Here is a 19,819-nt window from a genome sequence, read left to right as displayed (position 1 = left end):
TCAGGTCCCCGCTTTCACGGCGGCTTTTTCTGCCGCCTTGAGGGCGCGCTTGAGGTCGTCCAGCAGGTCGTCCGGGTCTTCCAGGCCAATCGACAGGCGAATCGTGCCTTGTGTGATGCCGCCGGCCGCCAGCGCTTCGTCGCTCATGCGGAAGTGCGTGGTGCTGGCAGGGTGGATCACCAGGCTGCGGCAGTCGCCTACGTTGGCCAGGTGGCTGAAGACTTTCAGCGCTTCGATGAAGGCCTTGCCCTGTTCACGGTTGCCCTTGATGTCGAAGCTGAACACCGAGCCGGCGCCGCGCGGCAGCAGTTTTTTGGCCAGTGCGTGGCTGGGGTGCGATTCGAGCATCGGATGGCCCACGCGCGAGACCAGCGGGTGGGCGGCGAGAAACTGCACCACTTTTTCGGTATTGCCCATGTGCCGCGCCATGCGAAGCGGCAGGGTTTCAATGCCTTGCAGAATCAGCCATGCCGTGTGCGGGCTCATGCAGGCGCCGAAGTCGCGCAGGCCTTCACGCCGCGCGCGAAGCAGGAAGGCGCCCACGGTGCTTTCCTCGCTGAACACCATGTTGTGAAAGCCTTCGTAGGCCTCGGTCAGCTCGGAAAATTTGCCGGACTTTTCCCAGTCGAAACTGCCGCCGTCCACCACCACGCCGCCAATGACCGTGCCATGGCCGCTCAGGAACTTGGTGGCCGAGTGGTAGACCAGGTCGGCGCCGTGGTCAAAGGGCTTGATGAGCCAGGGTGAGGTGAGGGTGGAGTCCACCAGCAGAGGCACGCCGGCTTCATGGGCAATGCTCGACACCGCTTCGATGTCCAGCACATCGAGGCCCGGGTTGCCCACGGTTTCCCCGAAGAAAAGTTTGGTGTTGGGCCGCACGGCGGCGCGCCAGCCGTCCAGGTCGCCGGGCTTGACGAAGGTGGTGGCTATGCCGAAACGGCGCAAGGTGTAGTGCAGCAGGTTCTGGCTGCCGCCGTACAACGCGGTGCTGGCGACGATGTGCGAGCCGGCGCCCATCAAGGTGGCAATTGCCAGGTGCAGCGCAGCCTGCCCGCTCGACGTAGCAATCGCGCCTATGCCGCCTTCCAGGGCCGACACGCGCTGCTCCAGCACCGCATTGGTCGGGTTGCTGATGCGTGAATAGACATGGCCCGCGCGTTCGAGGTTAAAGAGGCTGGCCGCGTGGTCGCTGGATTCGAAGACGAAAGAAGTCGTCAGGTGAATCGGCACGGCACGCGCGCCGGTGGATGGGTCGGGCGCGGCGCCGGCGTGCAACGCCAGGGTGTCGAAGCCGGGGTCTGAGTAACCGGGCATGGGTTTGTCTCCAGTCAGAAAAAAGTGGCGGTGCGCCGGGCAATCGCAGGAGCCCGAACAGATTCTTGCAACCTGCCGTTTGATTGTGGGCTATATTTAAACTGAATTCCCTGTTGCCGCGCTGTGGTGGGACAATGAGGGCCGGCAAGCAGCACAACCGAGGAGATGGCCATGAAGGTTCTAGACATACTGCGCGTGAAGGGCAACACGCTTTACACCGTCCAGCCTGACGAACCCCTTGCCAAGGCGGCCCAGATCATGGCCGAAAAAGACATCGGCTCACTGGTCGTCATGGAGCATGGTGACCTGGTCGGCATGCTGACATTTCGCGAAGTGATTGTCTGCATCGTCAAAAACGGCGGCGAGATCGGCAGCACGCTGGTGCGCACCGCCATGGACGACCACCCGCTCACCTGCACGTCGGAGACCGAACTCGACGAAGTCCGCCGCATGATGCTGGAACGCCACGCGCGCTACATGCCCGTGATGAACCAGAAAGTCATGATGGGCGTGATCAGCCTTTACGACGTGGCCAAGGCCGTGGTGGACAGCCAGAACTTCGAAAACAAGATGCTCAAGGCCTACATCCGCGACTGGCCGGAAGAAGACGGCGCCGACCGCAGCTGACACGAGTGGTACGGGCCTGATGGTGTTCTTTGCATAAAAGATGCCGCCAGCCCAATCAGCCCAATCAGGAAGAGCGCAAGGCGCTATCAAAATAATAGCCAGGTGCGCTAGGTATCTGGCCTGCTTTGCGGGGCAAGGCGATGGGAGCAGGGGTGCGCGACAACGCCAACAACGCCAACGGCCAGCTGTTTTATAGCTCCCTGTTCCTTTCCAGGCTTGCCGACCAGATACTGCTGTTCCTGGTTCCTCTGGTGGTTTTCGAAATCACGGGAAGTGTGGCCTGGTCAGGTATCGCCTTCACGGTAGAAACGCTCCCCCGCTTCCTGGCTTTTCCCGTGTGCGGCGCGCTGTGCGACCGGGTTTCGCCTCTCAAGCTTTTGCGCATCAGCCAGCTCTACCGCGCGCTCGTGTGCATCGGCGGGGCGGCCGCTTTTCAGTGGCTGGGCGGCATTGGCTGGTTGATTGCCCTGTCGGCGGTCTGCGGTGTGCTGACCACGCAGGGCCTGATGGCCCGCGAGGTCATGCTGCCGCAGATATTCAGGCAGCACCGCTTTGAAAAAGTGCTGGCCCATGCGCAGATTGCCGACCAGCTCGGCATGGTCCTGGGCCCCGTGCTGGCGTCACTGCTGCTGCGCTGGATGCCGTGGCCCGCGGTGGTGGCGGCCACCGCGGCGCTCTTTTTGCTGGCCGATGGCGCCGTGACCTTGTGGCACCGGAAGAACCCGGTTGAGCTGGCCGCGCCCGAGACCGCCCCGGACCATTGGCTGCTGCCCATCCGCACCGCGTTTTTGCAGGTGCTGCACCTGCCGGGCCTGAAAAAAGTGATTGCGCTGGCGGCCGGCATCAACCTGGTGATCGGCGTGACGCTCGCCACCTCGGCCGCGATGGTGACCGGGCTGCTGCAGCGCTCTGCGGGCGATTACGCGTTGCTGCAAACGGCCGGCGCCATTGCCACCGTCATCATCCTGCTGTTCATCGCCCGCACTGTGCTGCCCTTGCGCACCCTGGGCCTGGTGTCATACAGCGTGATGTTGGCCGGCGGTTTGCTGACGGGGCTGGCCGGCAGCTTCTGGGTGTACACCGCCGGTTTCTTGCTGGTGATCGGCTTTGACAAGATGTTCAACGTCTATATCCGCAGCCTGCGCCAGAAACTGATTCCACCGCGCGACCTGGGCAAGACTACTGGCGTGATCGTGATGCTCAACAATTTGTCGCAGCCGCTGGCGGGGATGCTGGTGGGGGTGTTTGCAGGGGTGATGGAGGGGCGTGGGGTGATTTTGGGATTGGTGGGGGTGATGGGCTTGATTGGGATTTTGGTTGCCTGGATGAGGCGAGGCGATTAGATTGCAATCCATGTGCAATTTCTGGCCCTACGCCACCGTCAAACCTTAACGACCTGAAAGTAGCGTCAATGCGTCTCTTTGTCACCATCGTCGCCTTCGCAGGGCTTGTCCTGTTTGGGGTCGCCTTTGTTGCCTCCTATGTCAATCCAGGCCTTGTCGAGACCTTGGCGCGTGATGCGATCCGAATGGAAGTGGAGCGCAGAGTGAGCGAACGAATCGAAGCACTGGACGGCGGCAAGCTCGCGGAAATGGCAAAAGGCCTTTCTGGCAGGAATTCATCGGAGATCGCCGAACTCAAACGCAAGCTGGCTGAAGGTCTTCCTCAAAAGGTTGCCGCTGTCGCTGCGCAAATGAGAAATATCGATTGCGAGTGCCGCAAGGCGATCGAAAAATCCATGACCGGGATTCTTGAGCGCAGAACCGCCGATCTGTCGCGCATCAACGAGCGGCTCGAACTTCTGATTCGCACCCAGTACATGGGTGTGGCGGAATCACTGACGCGAGAGTTCCGCATCTTTACCGGCGCAAACGCGCTCGTCTTCTCGCTGCTCGCCATTGCCGCAGCTCTTCGCAAGCGCGCCGGGCTGCAACTTGTGCTGCCGACGGTGGTGCTGCTTGGGGCCGCAGGATTGGTTGGGTATCTGTACCTCTTCCATCAGAACTGGCTGCACACTGTTCTCTTCTCGGACTATGTTGGCTTGGGGTACTTCATCTATTTGGGGCTTGCAATCGCCTTGCTCACGGACATTGTGTTCAACAGGGCGCGCCTTACGACGCGGCTAATCAACGCCATATTCAGTGCTGTTGGGTCCAGCTTGCAGGCAGTGCCATGTTGAGAAATGACCTGACTACAGTATCGAACAAACGTGTGCCGCAAAGCCGCATCTAGCATTTCACCTCAAACAGCAGTCATGGACCGTACAGAATTCTTCTTCGCGCTATCCGGCATGGTTGTCGGCGTGTTTGTGGCCGAGACGGGATGGCCGGAGACATTCGACAAGATATTCCTGGGCGGCGCTGTTGCGCTTGGGATTGCCGGTTCTGTGTCTGTCTCATTCATCCTTCATCGCCTAAGTGCCGGTCATCGCGATATCTACAACGAGATCGGCGCTAACCATGAAGACTTGTCGTGGGGCATTGGTGACGCTTTTGGCCGATTCAAAAAATTCTTGCGCAGTTCACGCCACCGGGAGCTTGATGACGGTTTTCTCAGTACCGCTGTGGTGGTGGGCCGCACGAGCTGGCGTTTAAGTTTTGTGCTGGCGGGAATTGCCTTGTTCTTTGCGCTCAGGAGCCTGGTCGGATGACTCCGACACTAGGTGTCGCCGACATGGGTGAGAAATACTATGTCTGGGAAATCATCTCGTATGCATGGACCGAGATCGGAATCGAGGACACCGAATGCCGGCAACTTGTGCTGAAAGGCAATATCTCGGCGGATGACCTCAAGCTCGTCGATCGAATCATCTTCAGGGATGTCTGCGCGTCGTTTGCCTTTGACACGTTCCTGATTTTTCCGCTCATGCTGTGGATGATCATGCCGGACTGGGGATACGAAGAGAAGTACCTCAAGAAGCGCATGGAGCGCTGGTACGCCCGGCCATATTGGATTCACTTTCTGAACCCGATGCGATGTCTGGGCTATCCGCTTGCCGTGCTCATGGCGCTCAAGTACCGATCGATGCTGCGCAGAGTTGTGTTGAATGGGCACGATGACGTCTAGGCAGGGCATCGGACTCTGCCGGCAAGCGCTCGCTCACGGTTCGACTTGGCGCTATTAATTCAGGAGCTGCTTGCGCCCGATTCCATTGGCCTGGAGGCCGATTTCGTATGAATTTCAGCCCATGCTCGAGTGAATCATCTCCCGAACCCGCGGATAAATCTGCTGGTTCCACTTGCGCCCGCTGAACACCCCATAGTGCCCCACGCCGGTCTGCACATGGTGAGTTTTCATGTAGGGTCGGATGCCGGTGCACAGATCCTGCGCCGCTACCGTTTGCCCTACGGCGCAGATGTCGTCGCGTTCCCCCTCAACCGTCATGAGCGCCGTACGGCGAATGGCGGCAGGTTTGACGAGGCGGCCGCGATAGCTGAGCTTGCCGAGCGGCAGGTCGTAGGTCTGGAAGACTTTTTCGACCGTTTCGAGATAGAACTCGGCTGGTAAATCGTTCACGGCCAGGTACTCGTCATAAAACACACGGATGATGTTGGCCTTTTCCACATCGCCGTCCACCAGGTGCTGGTACATGTCCTGGAAGGATTTTTTGTGCCGGTCCAGGTTCATGCTCAGAAAAGCGCTCAACTGCACAAAACCGGGATACACGCGGCGCATGTAGCCGGTGTGCGGAAGCGGCACATGGCTGATCAGGTTTTTCTCGAACCACTCAATCGGCTGGCTGGTAGCCAGGGTGTTGACGCCGGTGGGGTTCACGCGGCAGTCCACCGGGCCGGCCATCAGGGTCAGGCTGCGAGGCTGGGCCGGGTCGTCGTCTTCAGCCATGATGGCGGTGGCCGCCAGCGCCGCCACGCAAGGCTGGCAAACCGCCACCACATGTGTGCCCGGGCCAATGGCCTGGGTGAAGCGGATCATATGGTCGATATAGTCGTCCAGCGCAAACGGGCCGTGGCTCAGGGACACATCGCGCGCGTTGTGCCAGTCGGTGATGTACACGTCGTGGTCTTGCAGCAGGGTGCGCACGGTTTCGCGCAGCAGCGTGGCAAAGTGGCCCGACAGCGGCGCCACCAGCAGCACCGGCGGCTGGAAGGGCAGGCCCGCGGGTGTTTCCTTGCGAAAGCGCAGCAGGGTGCCAAAGGGCATGGACAGAACGGTTTCTTCCGTCACGGCAAGTTCGCGCTCGCCCACCTTCACTGAACTGATGCCGTAGGCCGGCCGTGTATGCGTCAGCCGCAGGCGTGAAAACACCTCCATCGACGCCGAAATCTTGCGGAGCAGGCTGCCTTCGGTTTTACCCAGCCAGAATGCCGCGCTACCGCTTTGGGCGAACAGGCGAAACGGCGACAGCAGGTCGGACTGGGTTTGGTAGGCCTGGTAAAGCATGGTTGTCCTGACATGAATCGGAATTCGTTGTCTCTTTGTCTCTGCCAGTCCATGCAGGCAAGTTACGGGCCAGTCGGAGCCGAAAAGCGCAGGCTGGCATAAGCCTTGCGGGAGTTCATGCATCCATCCTGCTAGCCAGCAGGGCCTTTCCGGTTCAAGGAGCATGTGTATGGCCAAAGCCATCCTGACGATCAGCAGCAAGAACTACGGAGCGTGGGCCCTGCGCGGCTGGCTGCTGGCGAAGTTCGCGGGTCTGGAATTCACCGAAAAAGTGATTTCACCGGACGACCCGGCGATGAAGGCCGAAATGCTGCTGCTCTCGTCCAGCATGCTGGTGCCTTCGCTGCAGCACGGCAACGTCAAGGTGTGGGACACCCTGGCGATTGCCGAATACCTCAATGAAATCAAGCCCAAAGCCCAGTTGCTGCCCGCGGACATCAAGGTGCGGGCGCACTGCCGGGCGGTGTGCGGCGAAATGCATTCAGGCTTTGCCTCCATGCGCGCTGCGCTGCCGATGAACATCAAGGCCCATTTCTCGAACTTCAAGGTCTGGTCCCGCGCGCAGGCCGACATTGACCGTGTCCTGGAAATCTGGAAGGAATGCCTGGCCACCTATGGCGGCCCCTACCTGTTCGGCAAGCAGCTGTCGGTGGCCGACGCCATGTATGCGCCGGTGGTGACCCGATTTCTCACTTACGACGTGCCGCTGGACAAGGCTTGTACCGCGTATTGCAAGCGCATCATGGAGTTGCCGGCGATGAAGGAGTGGGTGGCTGAGGCGAAGAAGGAGCCGGATGACATTGATGAGTTGGATGCGGAATTTTGAACACCCCCGTCCAGGCTCACTGCGTGTAGCCTGTTCCCCCCTTGCAGGGGGCGGCGCCTGGGGCCGGCGAAGCCGGACCCGCGGCCCCCACTGATGAAATACCCCCGCTATATACGCCCTGAAATCTTCAAGCCAGCATGAGCCGCGGGACTGGCTTTGCCAGACCGCAGGCGGGCGGCCCCCTCGGGGGGCAGGGAGCTACACGAAGTGAGCGACCGTGGGGGCGCTATTTCCAGGGGGTGGGTGGTGGAATTTCGCAGACCGGGTCTACGTCTATAGATTTGAAGTCCGCTGGCCCGACGATTTCCAGGTATTCCATGTCGGGGGAGTAGTCGAACAGGAAATGCTTGATGCCTGGTCGCTGGTGCACCACGTCGCCGGCCTCGACCAGGGTCTCCTTGTCTTCGTACATAAAGCGGGCCCAGCCCTTGGTCATGATGACGATCTGGAAATCTGCCTCATGACGGTGCCATCCCGTGCCTGTTTCTGGTGCCATATTCGCCTTCACAAGGTGCGCGATGACTTTGCCGTTGGTCGCGTCGGCAATGCCAAGGTCACGGTACAGGAAAAAATCGCGCAAACCACCGGAGACAAACTGCGTGTCGCCAGGCTTGACATGGGAAAACTTGGTCGCGGTGCGGTCCAGCATGGGGTGCTCCTGTTCAATCAAGACATCCAATTCAGGATTGGTGCGGTGCAGCAAGCATGAAGTGTTCCAGAGTGTGTACGGCAGGCGCTACACCGCTGGCTGCACAGCCAGGGCGACAGGGAGAGCGGCCGGTTGCAAAGCTATAGTTCAGGAGCGTCTAAATCCACCACCCATCCGACTCCAAGGCGTTTGACATGTGGCTCAAGCTCATTCGTTTCCTCAAGGGGGAGCAGAGGCCTGACCCTTTCTTCAAGCGAGGGCCGGGCTTGATCGGTTTTGTTGACACTTTCACCTTAGAAGACACTGTCCATGCGTCCATCGTTGAAGACCCGAAAGCCCATTGACCAACTCAAGCCGGAAGACCTCATCGCTTTTCCCATCTGGGAGTTCGCAAGCGACGAGGAAGGGGATGAAGAGCAGGACGAAACCTGGGTTCGTCCCCATCCGGCGAAGATGATGGGTCCAGACCTTTACGCCCTGTCCGTTGCTGCTGATTTCCTTGCTTCCTCAGGCCAGACGTTCACCGGCTTTGTTGGCTTGACCACAGCTGGCGATCTCGAGTTTGGGCATGGGGTGCTGCTGCACGAAAACGACCACATCTTCGTTCCCTCGGCCGAGTACCCGCAAGCAAAAAAAGAACGCAAGGCGGTTGCGGCCGCGCTGCGCATGAAAGAGTCTCAGGTCTTCCCGCTCAAGTTCACATTACGTGTTCTTCTGCAGGGCGAAGTTGCACCGCGCCACGGAGAGTTCGCGTAGTCGCAGTGCCGGCAAGCAACCAAACGCTCGCATCATGTCTGTTCTGGATCGACCATTCTTCAATCTGTCTGTGATCAGGGCACCGGTCGCCGAGGTTGCCCAGGCGTTTGATCGCTATCCGCCAATGCGGGTTCATAGCAGCCCAACCCCGTTTGTCTTGCCAGAACAGCCGTACACGGAAGACAAAGACGCGTCGCCGCTCATTCTGTGGTCACCGGCTAACGCCCCTGGGCTAACGGTTTTTATGCCTCACCTGTCTGCGGGAGATGGTTACGTGCCAGCCTATGCGCAGTCGACGTTTCGCTTTGATGTAATTTCCGTTCGAAGTACGGCTGATGATTGCAAGAAGGACGCGCTCAATGAGTTCTCGGCTTATTCCCAAGGCGCTTTGTTGCGCTTTGTACGCGTTATGAGTGACAACCCGGGTTGGGACTTCTATCAAAAGGGAGATCCTTTGTCCTTCGAAAACCTGGAAAAGTATCAGCAGCGATTAAAGCGGAAACGATTGCAGCGAGGCGATGTGCTTGCCTACATTGAATCCTGGGGAGCCCCAATAACATCGGCAATGTTCTGGCGCAGCGACTTTTCCGCTGTTACCTTCTTGCCGAAAGGGCCGGCCCCTTCGGCATTGCTCTGACATGACCACGAGAAACCAGCGCTACCCACACTCCGGGTTTGTCCGGGCGTGTCAACGGCGGGCCTGAATCAGGCTGTCCGCGCCCCCTCAGCCCCCTCTGGGATAATCCCCCCATGAGCGGAAATACCTTCGGAACCCTATTCGCAGTCACCAACTTCGGTGAATCCCACGGCCCGGCCATTGGCTGCGTGATTGACGGCTGCCCGCCCGGCATGGACTTGAGTGAGGCCGACATTCAGGGCGACCTGGACCGCCGCCGGCCAGGCACCAGCCGGCATGTGACCCAGCGCAATGAGCCCGATGCTGTCGAGATCCTCTCCGGCGTGTATGAGGGCAAGACCACGGGGACCCCCATCTGCCTCCTGATCAGGAACACCGACCAGCGCAGCAAGGACTACGGCAACATCCTGGAAACCTTCCGCCCAGGCCATGCCGACTACACCTATCTGCACAAATACGGCCGGCGCGACCCGCGTGGCGGCGGCCGTGCCTCCGCCCGTCTGACGGCCCCCATGGTGGCTGCCGGCGCGGTGGCCAAGAAGTGGCTGGCTGAAAAATACGGCACCACCTTTCGCGGCTGCATGACGCAGATTGGCGACATCGCGATTCCGTTTGAATCGTGGGAACACGTGCCGGGCAATCCGTTCTTCGCGCCGGTGGCTGACGTTTCGAAACTGGAAGACTACATGGACGCGCTGCGCAAGGCCGGCGACTCCTGCGGCGCGCGCATTCGTGTCACGGCGTCCAAAGTGCCGGTGGGCCTGGGTGATCCGCTCTTTGACAAGCTGGATGCCGACATTGCTTTTGCCATGATGGGCATCAACGCCGTCAAGGGCGTTGAAATCGGCGCCGGCTTTGCCAGCGTCACGCAGCGCGGCACCACGCACGGCGACGGTCTGTCGCCAGAGGGCTTTCAGTCGAACAACGCCGGCGGTGTGCTGGGTGGCATCAGCACGGGGCAAGACCTGGAGGTGTCCATCGCCATCAAGCCGACGAGCTCGATCATCACACCGCGCCAGTCGATCGACACCGCGGGCAACCCCTCCGAAGTGGTGACGAAGGGCCGGCATGACCCTTGTGTCGGCATTCGCGCCACGCCGATTGCCGAGGCCATGCTGGCCCTGGTGGTGATGGAGCATGCGCTGCGTCAGCGTGCGCAGAATGCGGATGTGGTGGTCGCCACGCCCAACATCATGCGAAGCCGCAAATAAATCTGCTGCGCGGCCCGATCTCGCATCTGCGGTCCTCACCGTACGGTGTGTACGGCCCCGGTCTTCGACGCGACTTCGGGCCGCTCGCCACGATTTCTTTACGACTTCGCGCCGGTGCGTGCCTTAAGCTTTATGGCTCAGGTGGCGCAGCCCGAAACGGGTTAAAGCCCGTGATCAGCGCGGTGGCCGACAGCACCAGCACGCAACCGGGCAACATGCTGATCGTCACCGGCTCCCCCAGAAACAGCCCGCCCCAGGTCACGCCGAACAGCGGAATCATGAAGGCCGCCGACGTGGTGGCGCTGGCCGGAATCTCGCGCATCAGCCGCATGCTGATCCAGTACATAAACCCGGAGGTAAACGTGCCCAGCACCGTAACGGCAGCCACGGCGCCCGGCGTCAGGACAGCCGAGGGTGCGGCGATCCCGCCCGGTATGAGCAGGATCAGGGCCGCGGCCACATGCACCACCGCTGACGAGGGCAGCGGCGAATAGGCCATGGTGGCGCGTTTCATGAGGATGGCACCGAAGCCGTAGCTGGCCGACGCGGCCACACAGGCCAACGCCGCCAGCACGACCCGGGGCGTGACGGCGACGGGCCCCAGTTGCACCAGCAGCGCGACGCCGGCAAAGCCGACCGCGCAGCCGAGCAGGCGGATGCGGGTGAGTTTTTCCTCACCTGCCAGCGCGGCGGCCATCACGCCGAAGAGCGGCACCGTGGCATTGAGCACCGCCGAATAGCCCGACGGGATGACCAGCGCGGCCCAGTTGTACAGCACAAAGGGAACCACCACCGACAGCATGCTCAGCAGCGCCAGCCGGGGCCACGCCTCGCGCGGCGGCCATTGGCCGCGCAGCCTGCTCATCAGCAGGCCCAGCACGATCGAGGCCAGGACGCAGCGGGTGGCCGCTACCACCCACGGCCCCAGGGCGGGGCTGGCGATACGCAGCAGGGGAAATGATGCGCCCCAGAGGGCGGACATCGCGATGAGCTGGAGGAAGTGTCGGGTTTGCATCAAACGCCGCTCGGGCGGCAACAAAAGCGGCAATGGAAAAGGTGGCTGCCTTGATTGTGCAAGATTCGGCCCGACGCTGCAGCGGCCCGCAAGGCATGGCCGGGGTGAAGGCGCGGATTTTTCCTACACCGCGCCGGGCTCGGGCCACTCTAAATGGAGGTTTTCACCCATCCACTTTCACTTTCGAGGAAGCGCCATGCCCAAAATCACTCCCTCTTCACGGACGTCCTCCACGCGCCCATCCGCACGCGCGGAGCCCGTCACCGCCAAACAGCAAAAGATCCAGCGAGAGCAGGACAGCAAGGACGAGGCCAAGCGTGCCGAGCGCGAAACCACTGCCGGCAAGCAGAAAAAAGCCGTGCAGGCCGGCCTGCAGGATTACCCGGAGCCGCCGTTGCCGAAGCAGCACCTGCGCAAGCCCGGCCTGGAAGCCGAAATGGAACTCAAACCGCAATTCATGGCGCCCAACTACAAGGGCAGCGGCAAGCTGGAAGGGCTGACGGCATTGATCACCGGTGCAGATTCCGGCATTGGCCGCGCCGTCGCGGTGCTGTTTGCGCGCGAAGGCGCCGACGTGGCCGTTGCGTATCTTGATTCCGACCAGGATGCCAAAGAAACAAAGCGCTGTGTTGAAGCGGAAGGCCGCCGTTGCGTGCTGGTTGCCGGTGACGTGAAAGATGCCGGGTTCTGCCGTGAGGCGGTGAAGAAAACCGTCAAATCGTTGGGCAAGCTCGACATCCTGGTGAACAACGCGGCCTTCCAGGAGCATGCCGATTCGCTGGAAGACCTCACGGAAGAACGCTTCGACGAAACCCTGCGCACCAATGTGTACGGCTACTTCCATATGGCCAAAGCGGCATTGCCGTACCTGAAGCAGGGCTCATGCATCATTAACACCGGCTCGGTCACAGGTCTGGAAGGCAGCGCCAGGCTGCTGGATTATTCTGCGACCAAAGGGGCCATTCACGCCTTCACCAAGGCGCTGGCCAGCAACCTCCTGGACAAAGGCATTCGCGTGAATGCCGTGGCGCCCGGCCCGGTGTGGACACCGCTCAATCCGGCGGATTCACCGCCCGATGTCATCAAGGACTTCGGCAGGAAGACCGACATGAGGCGGCCGGCGCAACCTGAGGAGTTGTCACCTGCTTATGTATTTTTGGCTTCTCCTGTTTGTTCCAGTTATGTCACGGGGATTGTTTTACCGGTGACGGGGAGTGTTGGGGCGGTTTGATTTTTTCGTAAAAAAAGGCTTTTGACTAATGGGAGTGGGCGCGAGCAGCTATTGAATTGATAGCGCCTCTTTGAGGCCGGATGTTGCTCCGGCTATGTGCCTTCTTCTGAGATCTGCTGGCCGGGGGTAGCCCGGCGGCTACTCACTTTTCTTTTGCTTCGCCAAAAGAAAAGTAAGCAAAAGAAAGTTACTTGCATGCCGGGCAACCCCCGGCCAGCCACCCTCAGCAAAGCGCGCATCGCCAGAGCAAGAACCGCCCTGGCAGATGCACTCAAATCAGGTTTCTCATCGCCTGCGCCGTCTCCCGCAACACCGATAAAACCCGTCCCCCCGCATCCTCACTCGACTCATGCCCCATGGGCATGGTCACGCTGAGCGCGCCTGCCACTTCCCCGTGCCGGTCCCGCAGCGGTACGGCAATACCGCGGTAATTGAGTTCCAGCTGCTGCTCGGAAATTGCCCATCCTTGCGCCCGCACGCGCGCCAGTTCTATCCGCAGGCGGTCCTTGCTGGCGATTGTGTACGAGGTATAGGCCTTGAGTTCGTGACTGGCCAGCCAGGTTTCCAGCCAGGCGGGGTCGCGCATCGACAGCATTAAAAGGCCTGCAGCAGTGACCTGGGCCTGCACGCGCGAGCCCAGCACGTAGCCGGTGTTCATGGCGCGGCTGGAGCCGTTGCGGGCGATGTAGACGATGTCGTCGCCGTCCATCACGCTGACGTACGCGCTCTCCTGCGTTCCGGCGGTCACGCGCTGCAAAAAGGGCTGCACGATGCGCGGCAGGCGTGCCGACTCCAGGTAGGACTGGCCCAGCCTGAGCACACGCGGTGTCAGCCAGAAGAGCTTGCCGTCGCCGGCGACATACCCCAGGTGTTCCAGCGTCAGCAAATAGCGGCGGGCGGCCGTCCGTGTCATGCCGCAGCGCGCCCCGGCCTGGCTGGCGGTCAGGCGTGGGTTGGCGTCGTCAAAACATTCGATGACGGACAGGCCTTTTTCCAGCCCGGCAATCCAGTCCCGCTTGTCCAGCGTGGAAGGGCTGGGGCCCTGCAATGTAGAGGGTGAAATGGGGAGTTTGGCCGCGGTCATTTGCTGAAGTATTCACAACACGGTGTCAACGTAGGCGTAGGTCAAACCCTTGTTTCGTTCGATCATCGATCTTAAATGAGCGATAAACGATCAATCGGGTAATAAACCTGTTGGGGTTCCTGGGGCTAGCTACTAAAGTTCACACCGAATCTGGCAATTTCAATCGATTATCGAACGTTTCAGGCAATCCAGCATGTTTTCCACCATTCAGGGCAATACCGATGTGTATCTGATCCCCGGCGATCCGGTCGGGCAGGTGCGTGCGCCGGAGGTGTTCAACCTGATCTTCAAGACGCTGGGTATTGATGCTGTCCTTGTCCCGGTGCATGTGGCTGCCGGGGACATCCAGGCTTTTGTGAAGGCCGCTTTCCTGGCCAGGAACGTCAAAGGCATGCTGCTGACCATTCCGCACAAGGCCGAAGTGATGAGCCTGCTCTCGCATTGCAATGACGCGGGCCGGGTAGCCGGCGCGGTGAATGGCATTCGCCGTAACGCAGCCGGTGAACTGGAAGGCGCCTTGTTTGACGGCAAAGGTTTTGTCCTGTCGCTGGACTATTTCGGTGTGGCCTACGCCGGCAAGCGCGTGTTGATACTGGGCGCAGGCGGCGCGGCTGCCGCGATTACCGCTTCACTCGCAATGGCGGGCAGCCAGGCGCCAGCCGCCATTTCGCTCTATGACCCGGCGCCCGGCAAGGCGCAGGTGCTGGCCGACCAGATTGCCGCCGCTATGCCGCTGTCAAACGCAAGCATCGCGGCTGTGAGCAGCGGCGACCCGTCGGGCCATGACGTGGTGGTGAATGCCTCACCGCTGGGGCTCAGGGCCGATGATCCCCTGCCGTGCGATGTGTCCCGTATGGCGCCGCACGCGGCCGTCATGGACATCCTCATGAAGAACCAGCCGACGCCGCTGGTTCGGGCTGCCCGCGAGCGCGGTCTGGCCGCGCAGCCCGGATTTGAGATGCTGATCCAGCAGGTGCCGGACTACCTGGATTTTTTTGGGCATGCCGCAGCGGCGCAGGCCGTTCGCCGCGATGCCACCTTTATCCGTGGGCATTTGTACCCCGCCACGATGGCCGGTGAAATCAGGCGCCCCTTCCAAACCACCCCATCTGACAGTGTTCCCATCCCAGGAGTCGGGGAAGCACGACTCGCATCATCTTGATTTTTTAACCCCCCAGAGGAGACAACCATGAAAAAACGATTCGCTCTCAAATTGATAGCTGCTTGCGCGCTCACAGTAAGCGCTAGCGCCGGTTTTGCGCAAGACGTCATCAAAATCGCCAACATTGTCGAGCTGTCCGGCGGCGGCGCCACGGCAGGCACCAACTTCAAGAACGGCGTTGAGCTGGCCGTCAGGGAAATCAATGCCAACGGCGGCATCCTGGGGAAGAAAATCCAGACAACCACCGCTGATACGCAAAGCAATGCGGGCGTGGCCAAGGGGCTGACGCAAAAGGCCATCGATGATGACGCGTTTGCCATCTTCGGCCCGGTGTTCTCCGGCTCCATCATGGTCAGCATGGCCGAATCACGACGCGCCGAGGTGCCCAACTTCACCGGGGGCGAGGCAGCCAGCATCACTGAGCAGGGCAACCCTTACGTGTTTCGCACCAGTTTCACGCAAGCCACTGCCATGCCCAAGGTGGCACGCTACATCAGTGACCAGGCCAAGCTCAAAAGCATTGCCGTCATTTATGTGAACAACGATTTCGGCAAGGGTGGCATGGACTCGATCAGAAAAGCCCTCGCCAATTCGCCGACCAAAATCCTGAGCGAGATCTCCACCGAACCCGGCCAGGTCGACTTCTCCGCCGCGGTGCTGCGTGCCAAGCAAAGCAATGCAGACGGCGTGTTCGCCTATTCGAACGAAGAAGAGTCGGCACGCTTGCTGCGCGAGCTGCGCAAGCAGGGCTGGAACAAACCCATCATCGGTGAAACCACCCTGACGGGCCAGAAGGTCATTGAGCTGGCCGGTGAGGCTGCCAACGGCGCGATTGCCCACGTAGGCTTGACGGTGGATGCGCCGGTGCCCGCCATCCGCGCCTTCAAGGCCAAGTTCGAAAAAGACTACAAGTACATCTCCGACCACAACGGCATGAAGGGCTACTCCGGTGTCTACGTGCTCAAGGCCGCCATCGAAAAAGCCGGCAAGCTGGATCGCAAGGCCGTGGCTGCGGCCATGAAGGGCTTGAAGGTCAACACCGACAAATACCCCGGCGCGCTGATGTACACCGAGTTCGACAACAAGGGCGACCTCGACCGCATGAGCTTCATGGTGGAAGTCAAAAACGGCAAGCAGGAAGTCATTGACATGGTTCCCCCGCTTGGCCTGGCCACCCGGGACGTGAGCAAGACCCTTCCTTTGGCACCTGCTGCGGCCAAGCCGGCCGCGAAGAAGTAACTGAGTAACTGCAACCTCGGCCGGCCATGCGGGGCCGGCCGCTCATGGGGCAGGGCGCAAGCCCTTCCCATTGAGAACTCCGCTGAATGCAACCGACTTTCTCCATCGGACCTTCCCATGACAGACTTTCTCCAACTCTTTTTCTCGGGCCTGGCCACCGGCAGCATTTATGCGCTGGCAGCCCTGGGCTTTACCTTGCTGTGGCAGGCCTCGGGAACGATCAACTTTGCGCAGGGTGAATTTGTCATGCTGCCGGCCTTCATGATGCTGGCCTTCATTTCGCTGGGCGCACCCATGCTGGTGAGCTTTGTGCTGGCGGTGCTGCTGGCCGTGCTGCTGCTGGGCTGGGTCTTCAAGCGGGGGGTGGTGGATCCGCTCTTCAAGTACGGCATGATGCCCATCGTCGTGGCGACCATCGGGCTTTCCATTGCCCTGCGCAATGGCGTGCGCGCCGGCTACAGCGCCGAAGCCCATCCTTTTCCGAGCCTGTTTGCCGACAAGTTGTTCAACATCGCCGGCGTCACGATAACGCTGCAGGACATCGGCACTTTTGCGCTGGCCCTGATCATCGTGATGGCGACACAGGCTTTCCTGGCCAAAACCGTCACGGGCCGTGCCATGCAGGCCGTGGCACAAAACACCGAAAGTGCTTCGGTACTGGGCATCAATGTGCCGCGCATGATTTTCTACACCTTCGCCATCAATGCCGTGCTGGCGGTGGCGGCGGCCCTGCTGGTCACGCCCACTTACCTTGCCAAGTTCGACATGGGCGAAGGCCTGGGTACGAAGGCTTTTTTCGCCGCCATCATCGGCGGCTTCAACAACTCGCGCGGCGCCTTGCTGGGCGGGCTGATCGTAGGGGTATGCGAGAACCTGGCTGCCGCCTATATTTCACCGGCCTACAAGGACGCCGTGGCGCTGGTTATTTTTATGGTGGTGATTCTCTTCAAGCCACAAGGCCTGCTGGGTAAAAAAGAGGAGCGCAAGGTATGAAGCTCGCCAACAACAAATTTGCCCTGGTATTGACGGTTCTGGCCGCTTTGCTGGTACTGGCAGTGCCGCAGTTCCTGAAGAGCTACGGCATCTACCTGCTGACCTACTGGCTGGTTTTTATCATTGCCACCATGGGACTGAACCTGACCATTGGCTACGCGGGCCAGAAATCGCTGGGCCACGCGGCCTTCTTCGGTATTGGCGCCTACACCGTCGCCATCCTGATGAAGGCGGGTGTCAGCTTCTGGCTTGGTTTGCCGGCTGCCGCACTGATCTGTTTTGCCGTCGGGCTGATCCTGGGCTTCCCGGCGCTGCGCGTGCAAGCCATTTACCTGGCATTCGCAACGCTGGGTTTTAACACCGCCATCTGGCTGGTCATGCGCAATGAAGAGTGGCTCACCGGAGGCACCTTCGGCATCAACAACATTGCACGGCCGTCCCTCTTCGGTTATTCGCTCGAAGGCAACCTGCCTTACTACTACTTTGTACTGGCCGTGACGGTCATCCTTTCGGGCCTGCTGTGGGGGTTGCTGCGCTCACCCTGGGGCAAAGCTTTCACGGCCTTGCGCGACAACCCGATACGGGCCGAGAGCCTGGGGGTGGATATCCGCAATTACACGCTGCTGAGTTTTGCCATTGGCGCGGCTTACGCCGGCATCGCCGGTGCGCTGTTTGCATCGCTGGTGCAGTTTATTGAGCCGGGGCCCTTCACCGTGGCCGCGTCCATCATGATGTATCTGATGGTGGTGGTCGGCGGTGCGGGCTATTTCCTGGGCCCCATCGTGGGCGCCGCGGTGGGGGTGGTGCTGCCGGAATGGCTGCGCGATGTGCCGCTGGTGTCCAACTGGTATTTGCCGATGTTCGGCGCTGCGGTGGTGCTGTTGATGGTGTGGCTGCCCGATGGGTTGCTCAGCATTCCTGACCGTATCCGTGCCAAGCGCGCAGCGCGTGAGGCGTCCCAGGCACGTGCGGCTGCAGCCAGCCGGATCGGAGCGGCATCATGACAAACGCATTGTTAAAAGTTGCCGGGCTCAAGAAGGCCTATGGCGCCATTCAGGCTGTGGGCGGGGTCTCCTTTGAAGTCATGCCGGGGGAAATCTTTGGTGTCATCGGACCCAATGGCTCGGGTAAAACCACCATGTTCAACAGCGTGTTGGGCCAGATCAGCCCCGATGCCGGCACGATCGAACTCAACGGCAAAACCATTACCGGCCTGTCACCGCTGGAGCTCAGCCGGCGCGGCGTGGGCCGCACCTTCCAGACGCTGCAGGTGTTTGGAAAGATGACGGTGCGCGACAACCTGATCGTGGCAGCCCAGGAGCACAAGGGCAGCCTGCTCGGCCGCATGTTTGCGCCCGGCGACTCGGGGCTGGGCGACAAGGCCGATGCGCTCATCGACCAGTTCCGCATCCGCCATGTGGCTGACAAGCTCGCCGGCACCTTGAGCTACGGCCAGCAAAAGCTGGTGGACATCGCCATGGCTTTCATGGCCGAACCGGATCTGGTGCTGCTTGATGAGCCGTGTGCCGGCGTCAATCCCAGCCTGGTGGGCGGCATTTCGTCGCTGCTCCGGGATCTGAACCAAAACCCCAAATTTGGCCGCAAGGCGTCGTTTGTGGTGATCGAGCACAACATGGATTTTGTGATGGGCCTGTGCCACCGCATCATGGTGATGGTCGAAGGCAAGGTGCTGGCCATTGGAACGCCGGCGGAAATTCGGGCCAATAAAGAGGTATTGGACGCATATCTTGGTAATTAGAGCCCCCTGTCTCGGCTCACTTTGTGTAGCCGGAATCCCCCTCAGGGGGACAACCGCTGCGGCCCGGCGGAGCCGGTTCCGCGCCGTTGCTTGGAAAGAGGTCAACTGAGGCTTCATGGAGATTGATATGACAAGTGACATCTGTATTGAATTTGACGATGTGGTGGCGGGTTACAAGGACTTCATGATCCTGAACAACCTGTCATTCAAGGTGCGTACGGGTTCCATCACGCTGCTGTTGGGCCCCAATGGTGCGGGCAAGTCCACGGTTTTGAAAGCGCTGTTTGGCCTGCTCAAACCGCGCCAGGGCCGCATCCTGTTGAACGGCGAGGACATTTCGGGCGTCAGCCAGAAAGAATTGCTGGCCAAAGGAATCGTGTTTGTGCCCCAGGGGCGCAACCTGTTTGGCCAGCTCACCGTGTGGCAGAACCTGGAGCTGGGCGGCATCACGTTGGGTACGAAAACCACACACGAGCGTATTCCCGAGGTGCTGGAGTTTTTCCCGCGCGTCAAGGAACGCCTGCATTCCCAGGCGTCAGCGCTTTCGGGTGGTGAACAGAAGCAACTTGAAATCGGCCGGGCTTTGCTGCTGCGCCCCAAGGTTATCCTGATTGACGAACCCTCGATCGGGCTATCACCCATGGTGGTGCAGGACGTGTTCAAGCTGTTGCAGAAGCTGGCGGCGCAGGGCACCACGGTATTGATGGTTGAGCAAAACGTCAAAAGTGCGCTGAAAATTTCCGATGACGCCATCGCGCTTGAGTCGGGGCAACTGGTGCTGCACAAGCCGGCGGCCGAGCTGCTGGCAGACCCCAACATCGAACGCCTTTTCCTCGGCGGCGGCCATGTGCCGGGCGCAACCGTGGCGCCCGCCATGGCAACTTCCTGAATCTGCTGCAACCTCTCACCGGAGAC

The 19,819-nt window shown here is 60.5% G+C and carries 21 protein-coding genes; 16 read left to right on the top strand and 5 right to left on the bottom strand.

The annotated features are described in order from the left end of the window. Positions 1 to 1,314 carry an O-acetylhomoserine aminocarboxypropyltransferase gene (locus AC1DVV_RS11030; protein WP_477665641.1) on the bottom strand — a complete coding sequence of 438 codons (1,314 nt, stop codon included), beginning with the start codon at positions 1,312 to 1,314 and terminating at the stop codon, positions 1 to 3. A 171-nt stretch (positions 1,315 to 1,485) separates the two neighbouring features. On the opposite strand from AC1DVV_RS11030, the gene AC1DVV_RS11025 reads away from it, so the two are divergent. The 5 genes from AC1DVV_RS11025 to AC1DVV_RS11005 all read left to right on the top strand — a co-directional run bounded on the left by AC1DVV_RS11025 (position 1,486) and on the right by AC1DVV_RS11005 (position 5,007). Beyond that, on the top strand, positions 1,486 to 1,941 hold the full coding sequence (locus AC1DVV_RS11025) for a CBS domain-containing protein (RefSeq protein WP_457280097.1): 456 nt from the start codon (positions 1,486 to 1,488) through the stop codon (positions 1,939 to 1,941). A gap of 152 nt (positions 1,942 to 2,093) precedes the next feature. Further along, positions 2,094 to 3,284: an MFS transporter gene (locus tag AC1DVV_RS11020; protein WP_477689272.1), complete on the top strand. Its 1,191-nt coding sequence runs from the start codon at positions 2,094 to 2,096 to the stop codon at positions 3,282 to 3,284. A 68-nt stretch (positions 3,285 to 3,352) separates the two neighbouring features. Next, positions 3,353 to 4,120, top strand: coding sequence for a hypothetical protein (locus AC1DVV_RS11015; protein ID WP_477665643.1), 768 nt, complete (start codon positions 3,353 to 3,355; stop codon positions 4,118 to 4,120). 75 nt (positions 4,121 to 4,195) lie between these two features. Next, entirely contained in the window at positions 4,196 to 4,591 is a 396-nt protein-coding gene (locus AC1DVV_RS11010; RefSeq protein ID WP_477702189.1) for a hypothetical protein, read from the top strand. Further along, positions 4,588 to 5,007, top strand: a complete 420-nt coding sequence (locus AC1DVV_RS11005) for a hypothetical protein (RefSeq protein ID WP_457280101.1) — start codon at positions 4,588 to 4,590, stop codon at positions 5,005 to 5,007. Before AC1DVV_RS11010 ends, AC1DVV_RS11005 begins: the two co-directional genes overlap by 4 nt. A gap of 114 nt (positions 5,008 to 5,121) precedes the next feature. Here the strand turns inward: AC1DVV_RS11005 and AC1DVV_RS11000 are convergent, their stop codons facing one another. Beyond that, complete coding sequence (locus tag AC1DVV_RS11000) at positions 5,122 to 6,342, bottom strand: polyhydroxyalkanoate depolymerase (RefSeq protein ID WP_477665644.1); 1,221 nt, start codon at positions 6,340 to 6,342, stop codon at positions 5,122 to 5,124. A 169-nt stretch (positions 6,343 to 6,511) separates the two neighbouring features. Here AC1DVV_RS11000 and AC1DVV_RS10995 point away from each other — a divergent pair, with 169 nt between their 5' ends. Continuing rightward, the gene (locus AC1DVV_RS10995) at positions 6,512 to 7,168 is read left to right on the top strand and encodes a glutathione S-transferase (protein ID WP_477646252.1); all 657 of its coding nucleotides are present in this window, start codon (positions 6,512 to 6,514) and stop codon (positions 7,166 to 7,168) included. 226 nt (positions 7,169 to 7,394) lie between these two features. Here the strand turns inward: AC1DVV_RS10995 and AC1DVV_RS10990 are convergent, their stop codons facing one another. Continuing rightward, complete coding sequence (locus AC1DVV_RS10990; RefSeq protein WP_092130677.1) at positions 7,395 to 7,817, bottom strand: cupin domain-containing protein; 423 nt, start codon at positions 7,815 to 7,817, stop codon at positions 7,395 to 7,397. 309 nt (positions 7,818 to 8,126) lie between these two features. Here AC1DVV_RS10990 and AC1DVV_RS10985 point away from each other — a divergent pair, with 309 nt between their 5' ends. The 3 genes from AC1DVV_RS10985 to aroC all read left to right on the top strand — a co-directional run bounded on the left by AC1DVV_RS10985 (position 8,127) and on the right by aroC (position 10,421). Beyond that, on the top strand, positions 8,127 to 8,573 hold the full coding sequence (locus tag AC1DVV_RS10985) for a hypothetical protein (RefSeq protein WP_477665645.1): 447 nt from the start codon (positions 8,127 to 8,129) through the stop codon (positions 8,571 to 8,573). Positions 8,574 to 8,607: 34 nt separating this feature from the next. After that, positions 8,608 to 9,210, top strand: coding sequence for a hypothetical protein (locus AC1DVV_RS10980; RefSeq protein ID WP_477665646.1), 603 nt, complete (start codon positions 8,608 to 8,610; stop codon positions 9,208 to 9,210). Between the two features lie 113 nt (positions 9,211 to 9,323). Beyond that, entirely contained in the window at positions 9,324 to 10,421 is a 1,098-nt protein-coding gene (gene aroC, locus AC1DVV_RS10975; RefSeq protein WP_477665647.1) for a chorismate synthase, read from the top strand. A gap of 130 nt (positions 10,422 to 10,551) precedes the next feature. Here the strand turns inward: aroC and AC1DVV_RS10970 are convergent, their stop codons facing one another. Beyond that, a complete protein-coding gene (locus AC1DVV_RS10970; protein WP_457280107.1) occupies positions 10,552 to 11,436 on the bottom strand; it encodes a DMT family transporter in 885 nt (294 codons plus the stop codon). Between the two features lie 196 nt (positions 11,437 to 11,632). Between AC1DVV_RS10970 and AC1DVV_RS10965 the strand changes: the two genes are divergently transcribed. Next, positions 11,633 to 12,667, top strand: coding sequence for an SDR family oxidoreductase (locus tag AC1DVV_RS10965; RefSeq protein ID WP_477665648.1), 1,035 nt, complete (start codon positions 11,633 to 11,635; stop codon positions 12,665 to 12,667). Between the two features lie 271 nt (positions 12,668 to 12,938). On the opposite strand, the gene AC1DVV_RS10960 is transcribed toward AC1DVV_RS10965, so the two are convergent. Then, positions 12,939 to 13,751, bottom strand: coding sequence for an IclR family transcriptional regulator domain-containing protein (locus tag AC1DVV_RS10960; RefSeq protein ID WP_457280108.1), 813 nt, complete (start codon positions 13,749 to 13,751; stop codon positions 12,939 to 12,941). 193 nt (positions 13,752 to 13,944) lie between these two features. On the opposite strand from AC1DVV_RS10960, the gene AC1DVV_RS10955 reads away from it, so the two are divergent. The 6 genes from AC1DVV_RS10955 (at position 13,945) to AC1DVV_RS10930 (ending at position 19,793) form a co-directional block, all read left to right on the top strand. After that, positions 13,945 to 14,913 carry a shikimate dehydrogenase family protein gene (locus AC1DVV_RS10955; protein WP_477702191.1) on the top strand — a complete coding sequence of 323 codons (969 nt, stop codon included), beginning with the start codon at positions 13,945 to 13,947 and terminating at the stop codon, positions 14,911 to 14,913. A gap of 27 nt (positions 14,914 to 14,940) precedes the next feature. Next, entirely contained in the window at positions 14,941 to 16,152 is a 1,212-nt protein-coding gene (locus tag AC1DVV_RS10950; RefSeq protein WP_457280110.1) for an ABC transporter substrate-binding protein, read from the top strand. 117 nt (positions 16,153 to 16,269) lie between these two features. Further along, a complete protein-coding gene (locus AC1DVV_RS10945; RefSeq protein ID WP_457280111.1) occupies positions 16,270 to 17,145 on the top strand; it encodes a branched-chain amino acid ABC transporter permease in 876 nt (291 codons plus the stop codon). After that, positions 17,142 to 18,149, top strand: coding sequence for a branched-chain amino acid ABC transporter permease (locus tag AC1DVV_RS10940; protein WP_457280112.1), 1,008 nt, complete (start codon positions 17,142 to 17,144; stop codon positions 18,147 to 18,149). The genes AC1DVV_RS10945 and AC1DVV_RS10940 overlap by 4 nt, the downstream gene beginning before the upstream one ends. Then, the gene (locus AC1DVV_RS10935; RefSeq protein WP_457280113.1) at positions 18,146 to 18,904 is read left to right on the top strand and encodes an ABC transporter ATP-binding protein; all 759 of its coding nucleotides are present in this window, start codon (positions 18,146 to 18,148) and stop codon (positions 18,902 to 18,904) included. Before AC1DVV_RS10940 ends, AC1DVV_RS10935 begins: the two co-directional genes overlap by 4 nt. A 127-nt stretch (positions 18,905 to 19,031) precedes the next feature. After that, positions 19,032 to 19,793 carry an ABC transporter ATP-binding protein gene (locus AC1DVV_RS10930; protein ID WP_457280114.1) on the top strand — a complete coding sequence of 254 codons (762 nt, stop codon included), beginning with the start codon at positions 19,032 to 19,034 and terminating at the stop codon, positions 19,791 to 19,793. Positions 19,794 to 19,819: the final 26 nt, after the last annotated feature.

The organism is Polaromonas sp. P3_B4, assembly GCF_056402835.1.
The sequence above is the reverse complement of the archived record's forward strand: the minus strand, read 5'-3'. Positions and strand labels throughout refer to the sequence as shown.

Coding starts and splice junctions, on each gene's coding strand:
- AC1DVV_RS11030 (WP_477665641.1), bottom strand. CDS start 1,314: ATGCCCGGTTACTCAGACCCCGGCTTCGACACCCTGGCGTTGCACGCC.
- AC1DVV_RS11025 (WP_457280097.1), top strand. CDS start 1,486: ATGAAGGTTCTAGACATACTGCGCGTGAAGGGCAACACGCTTTACACC.
- AC1DVV_RS11015 (WP_477665643.1), top strand. CDS start 3,353: ATGCGTCTCTTTGTCACCATCGTCGCCTTCGCAGGGCTTGTCCTGTTT.
- AC1DVV_RS11010 (WP_477702189.1), top strand. CDS start 4,196: ATGGACCGTACAGAATTCTTCTTCGCGCTATCCGGCATGGTTGTCGGC.
- AC1DVV_RS11005 (WP_457280101.1), top strand. CDS start 4,588: ATGACTCCGACACTAGGTGTCGCCGACATGGGTGAGAAATACTATGTC.
- AC1DVV_RS11000 (WP_477665644.1), bottom strand. CDS start 6,342: ATGCTTTACCAGGCCTACCAAACCCAGTCCGACCTGCTGTCGCCGTTT.
- AC1DVV_RS10995 (WP_477646252.1), top strand. CDS start 6,512: ATGGCCAAAGCCATCCTGACGATCAGCAGCAAGAACTACGGAGCGTGG.
- AC1DVV_RS10990 (WP_092130677.1), bottom strand. CDS start 7,817: ATGCTGGACCGCACCGCGACCAAGTTTTCCCATGTCAAGCCTGGCGAC.
- AC1DVV_RS10985 (WP_477665645.1), top strand. CDS start 8,127: ATGCGTCCATCGTTGAAGACCCGAAAGCCCATTGACCAACTCAAGCCG.
- AC1DVV_RS10980 (WP_477665646.1), top strand. CDS start 8,608: ATGTCTGTTCTGGATCGACCATTCTTCAATCTGTCTGTGATCAGGGCA.
- aroC (WP_477665647.1), top strand. CDS start 9,324: ATGAGCGGAAATACCTTCGGAACCCTATTCGCAGTCACCAACTTCGGT.
- AC1DVV_RS10970 (WP_457280107.1), bottom strand. CDS start 11,436: ATGCAAACCCGACACTTCCTCCAGCTCATCGCGATGTCCGCCCTCTGG.
- AC1DVV_RS10965 (WP_477665648.1), top strand. CDS start 11,633: ATGCCCAAAATCACTCCCTCTTCACGGACGTCCTCCACGCGCCCATCC.
- AC1DVV_RS10960 (WP_457280108.1), bottom strand. CDS start 13,751: ATGACCGCGGCCAAACTCCCCATTTCACCCTCTACATTGCAGGGCCCC.
- AC1DVV_RS10955 (WP_477702191.1), top strand. CDS start 13,945: ATGTTTTCCACCATTCAGGGCAATACCGATGTGTATCTGATCCCCGGC.
- AC1DVV_RS10950 (WP_457280110.1), top strand. CDS start 14,941: ATGAAAAAACGATTCGCTCTCAAATTGATAGCTGCTTGCGCGCTCACA.
- AC1DVV_RS10945 (WP_457280111.1), top strand. CDS start 16,270: ATGACAGACTTTCTCCAACTCTTTTTCTCGGGCCTGGCCACCGGCAGC.
- AC1DVV_RS10940 (WP_457280112.1), top strand. CDS start 17,142: ATGAAGCTCGCCAACAACAAATTTGCCCTGGTATTGACGGTTCTGGCC.
- AC1DVV_RS10935 (WP_457280113.1), top strand. CDS start 18,146: ATGACAAACGCATTGTTAAAAGTTGCCGGGCTCAAGAAGGCCTATGGC.
- AC1DVV_RS10930 (WP_457280114.1), top strand. CDS start 19,032: ATGACAAGTGACATCTGTATTGAATTTGACGATGTGGTGGCGGGTTAC.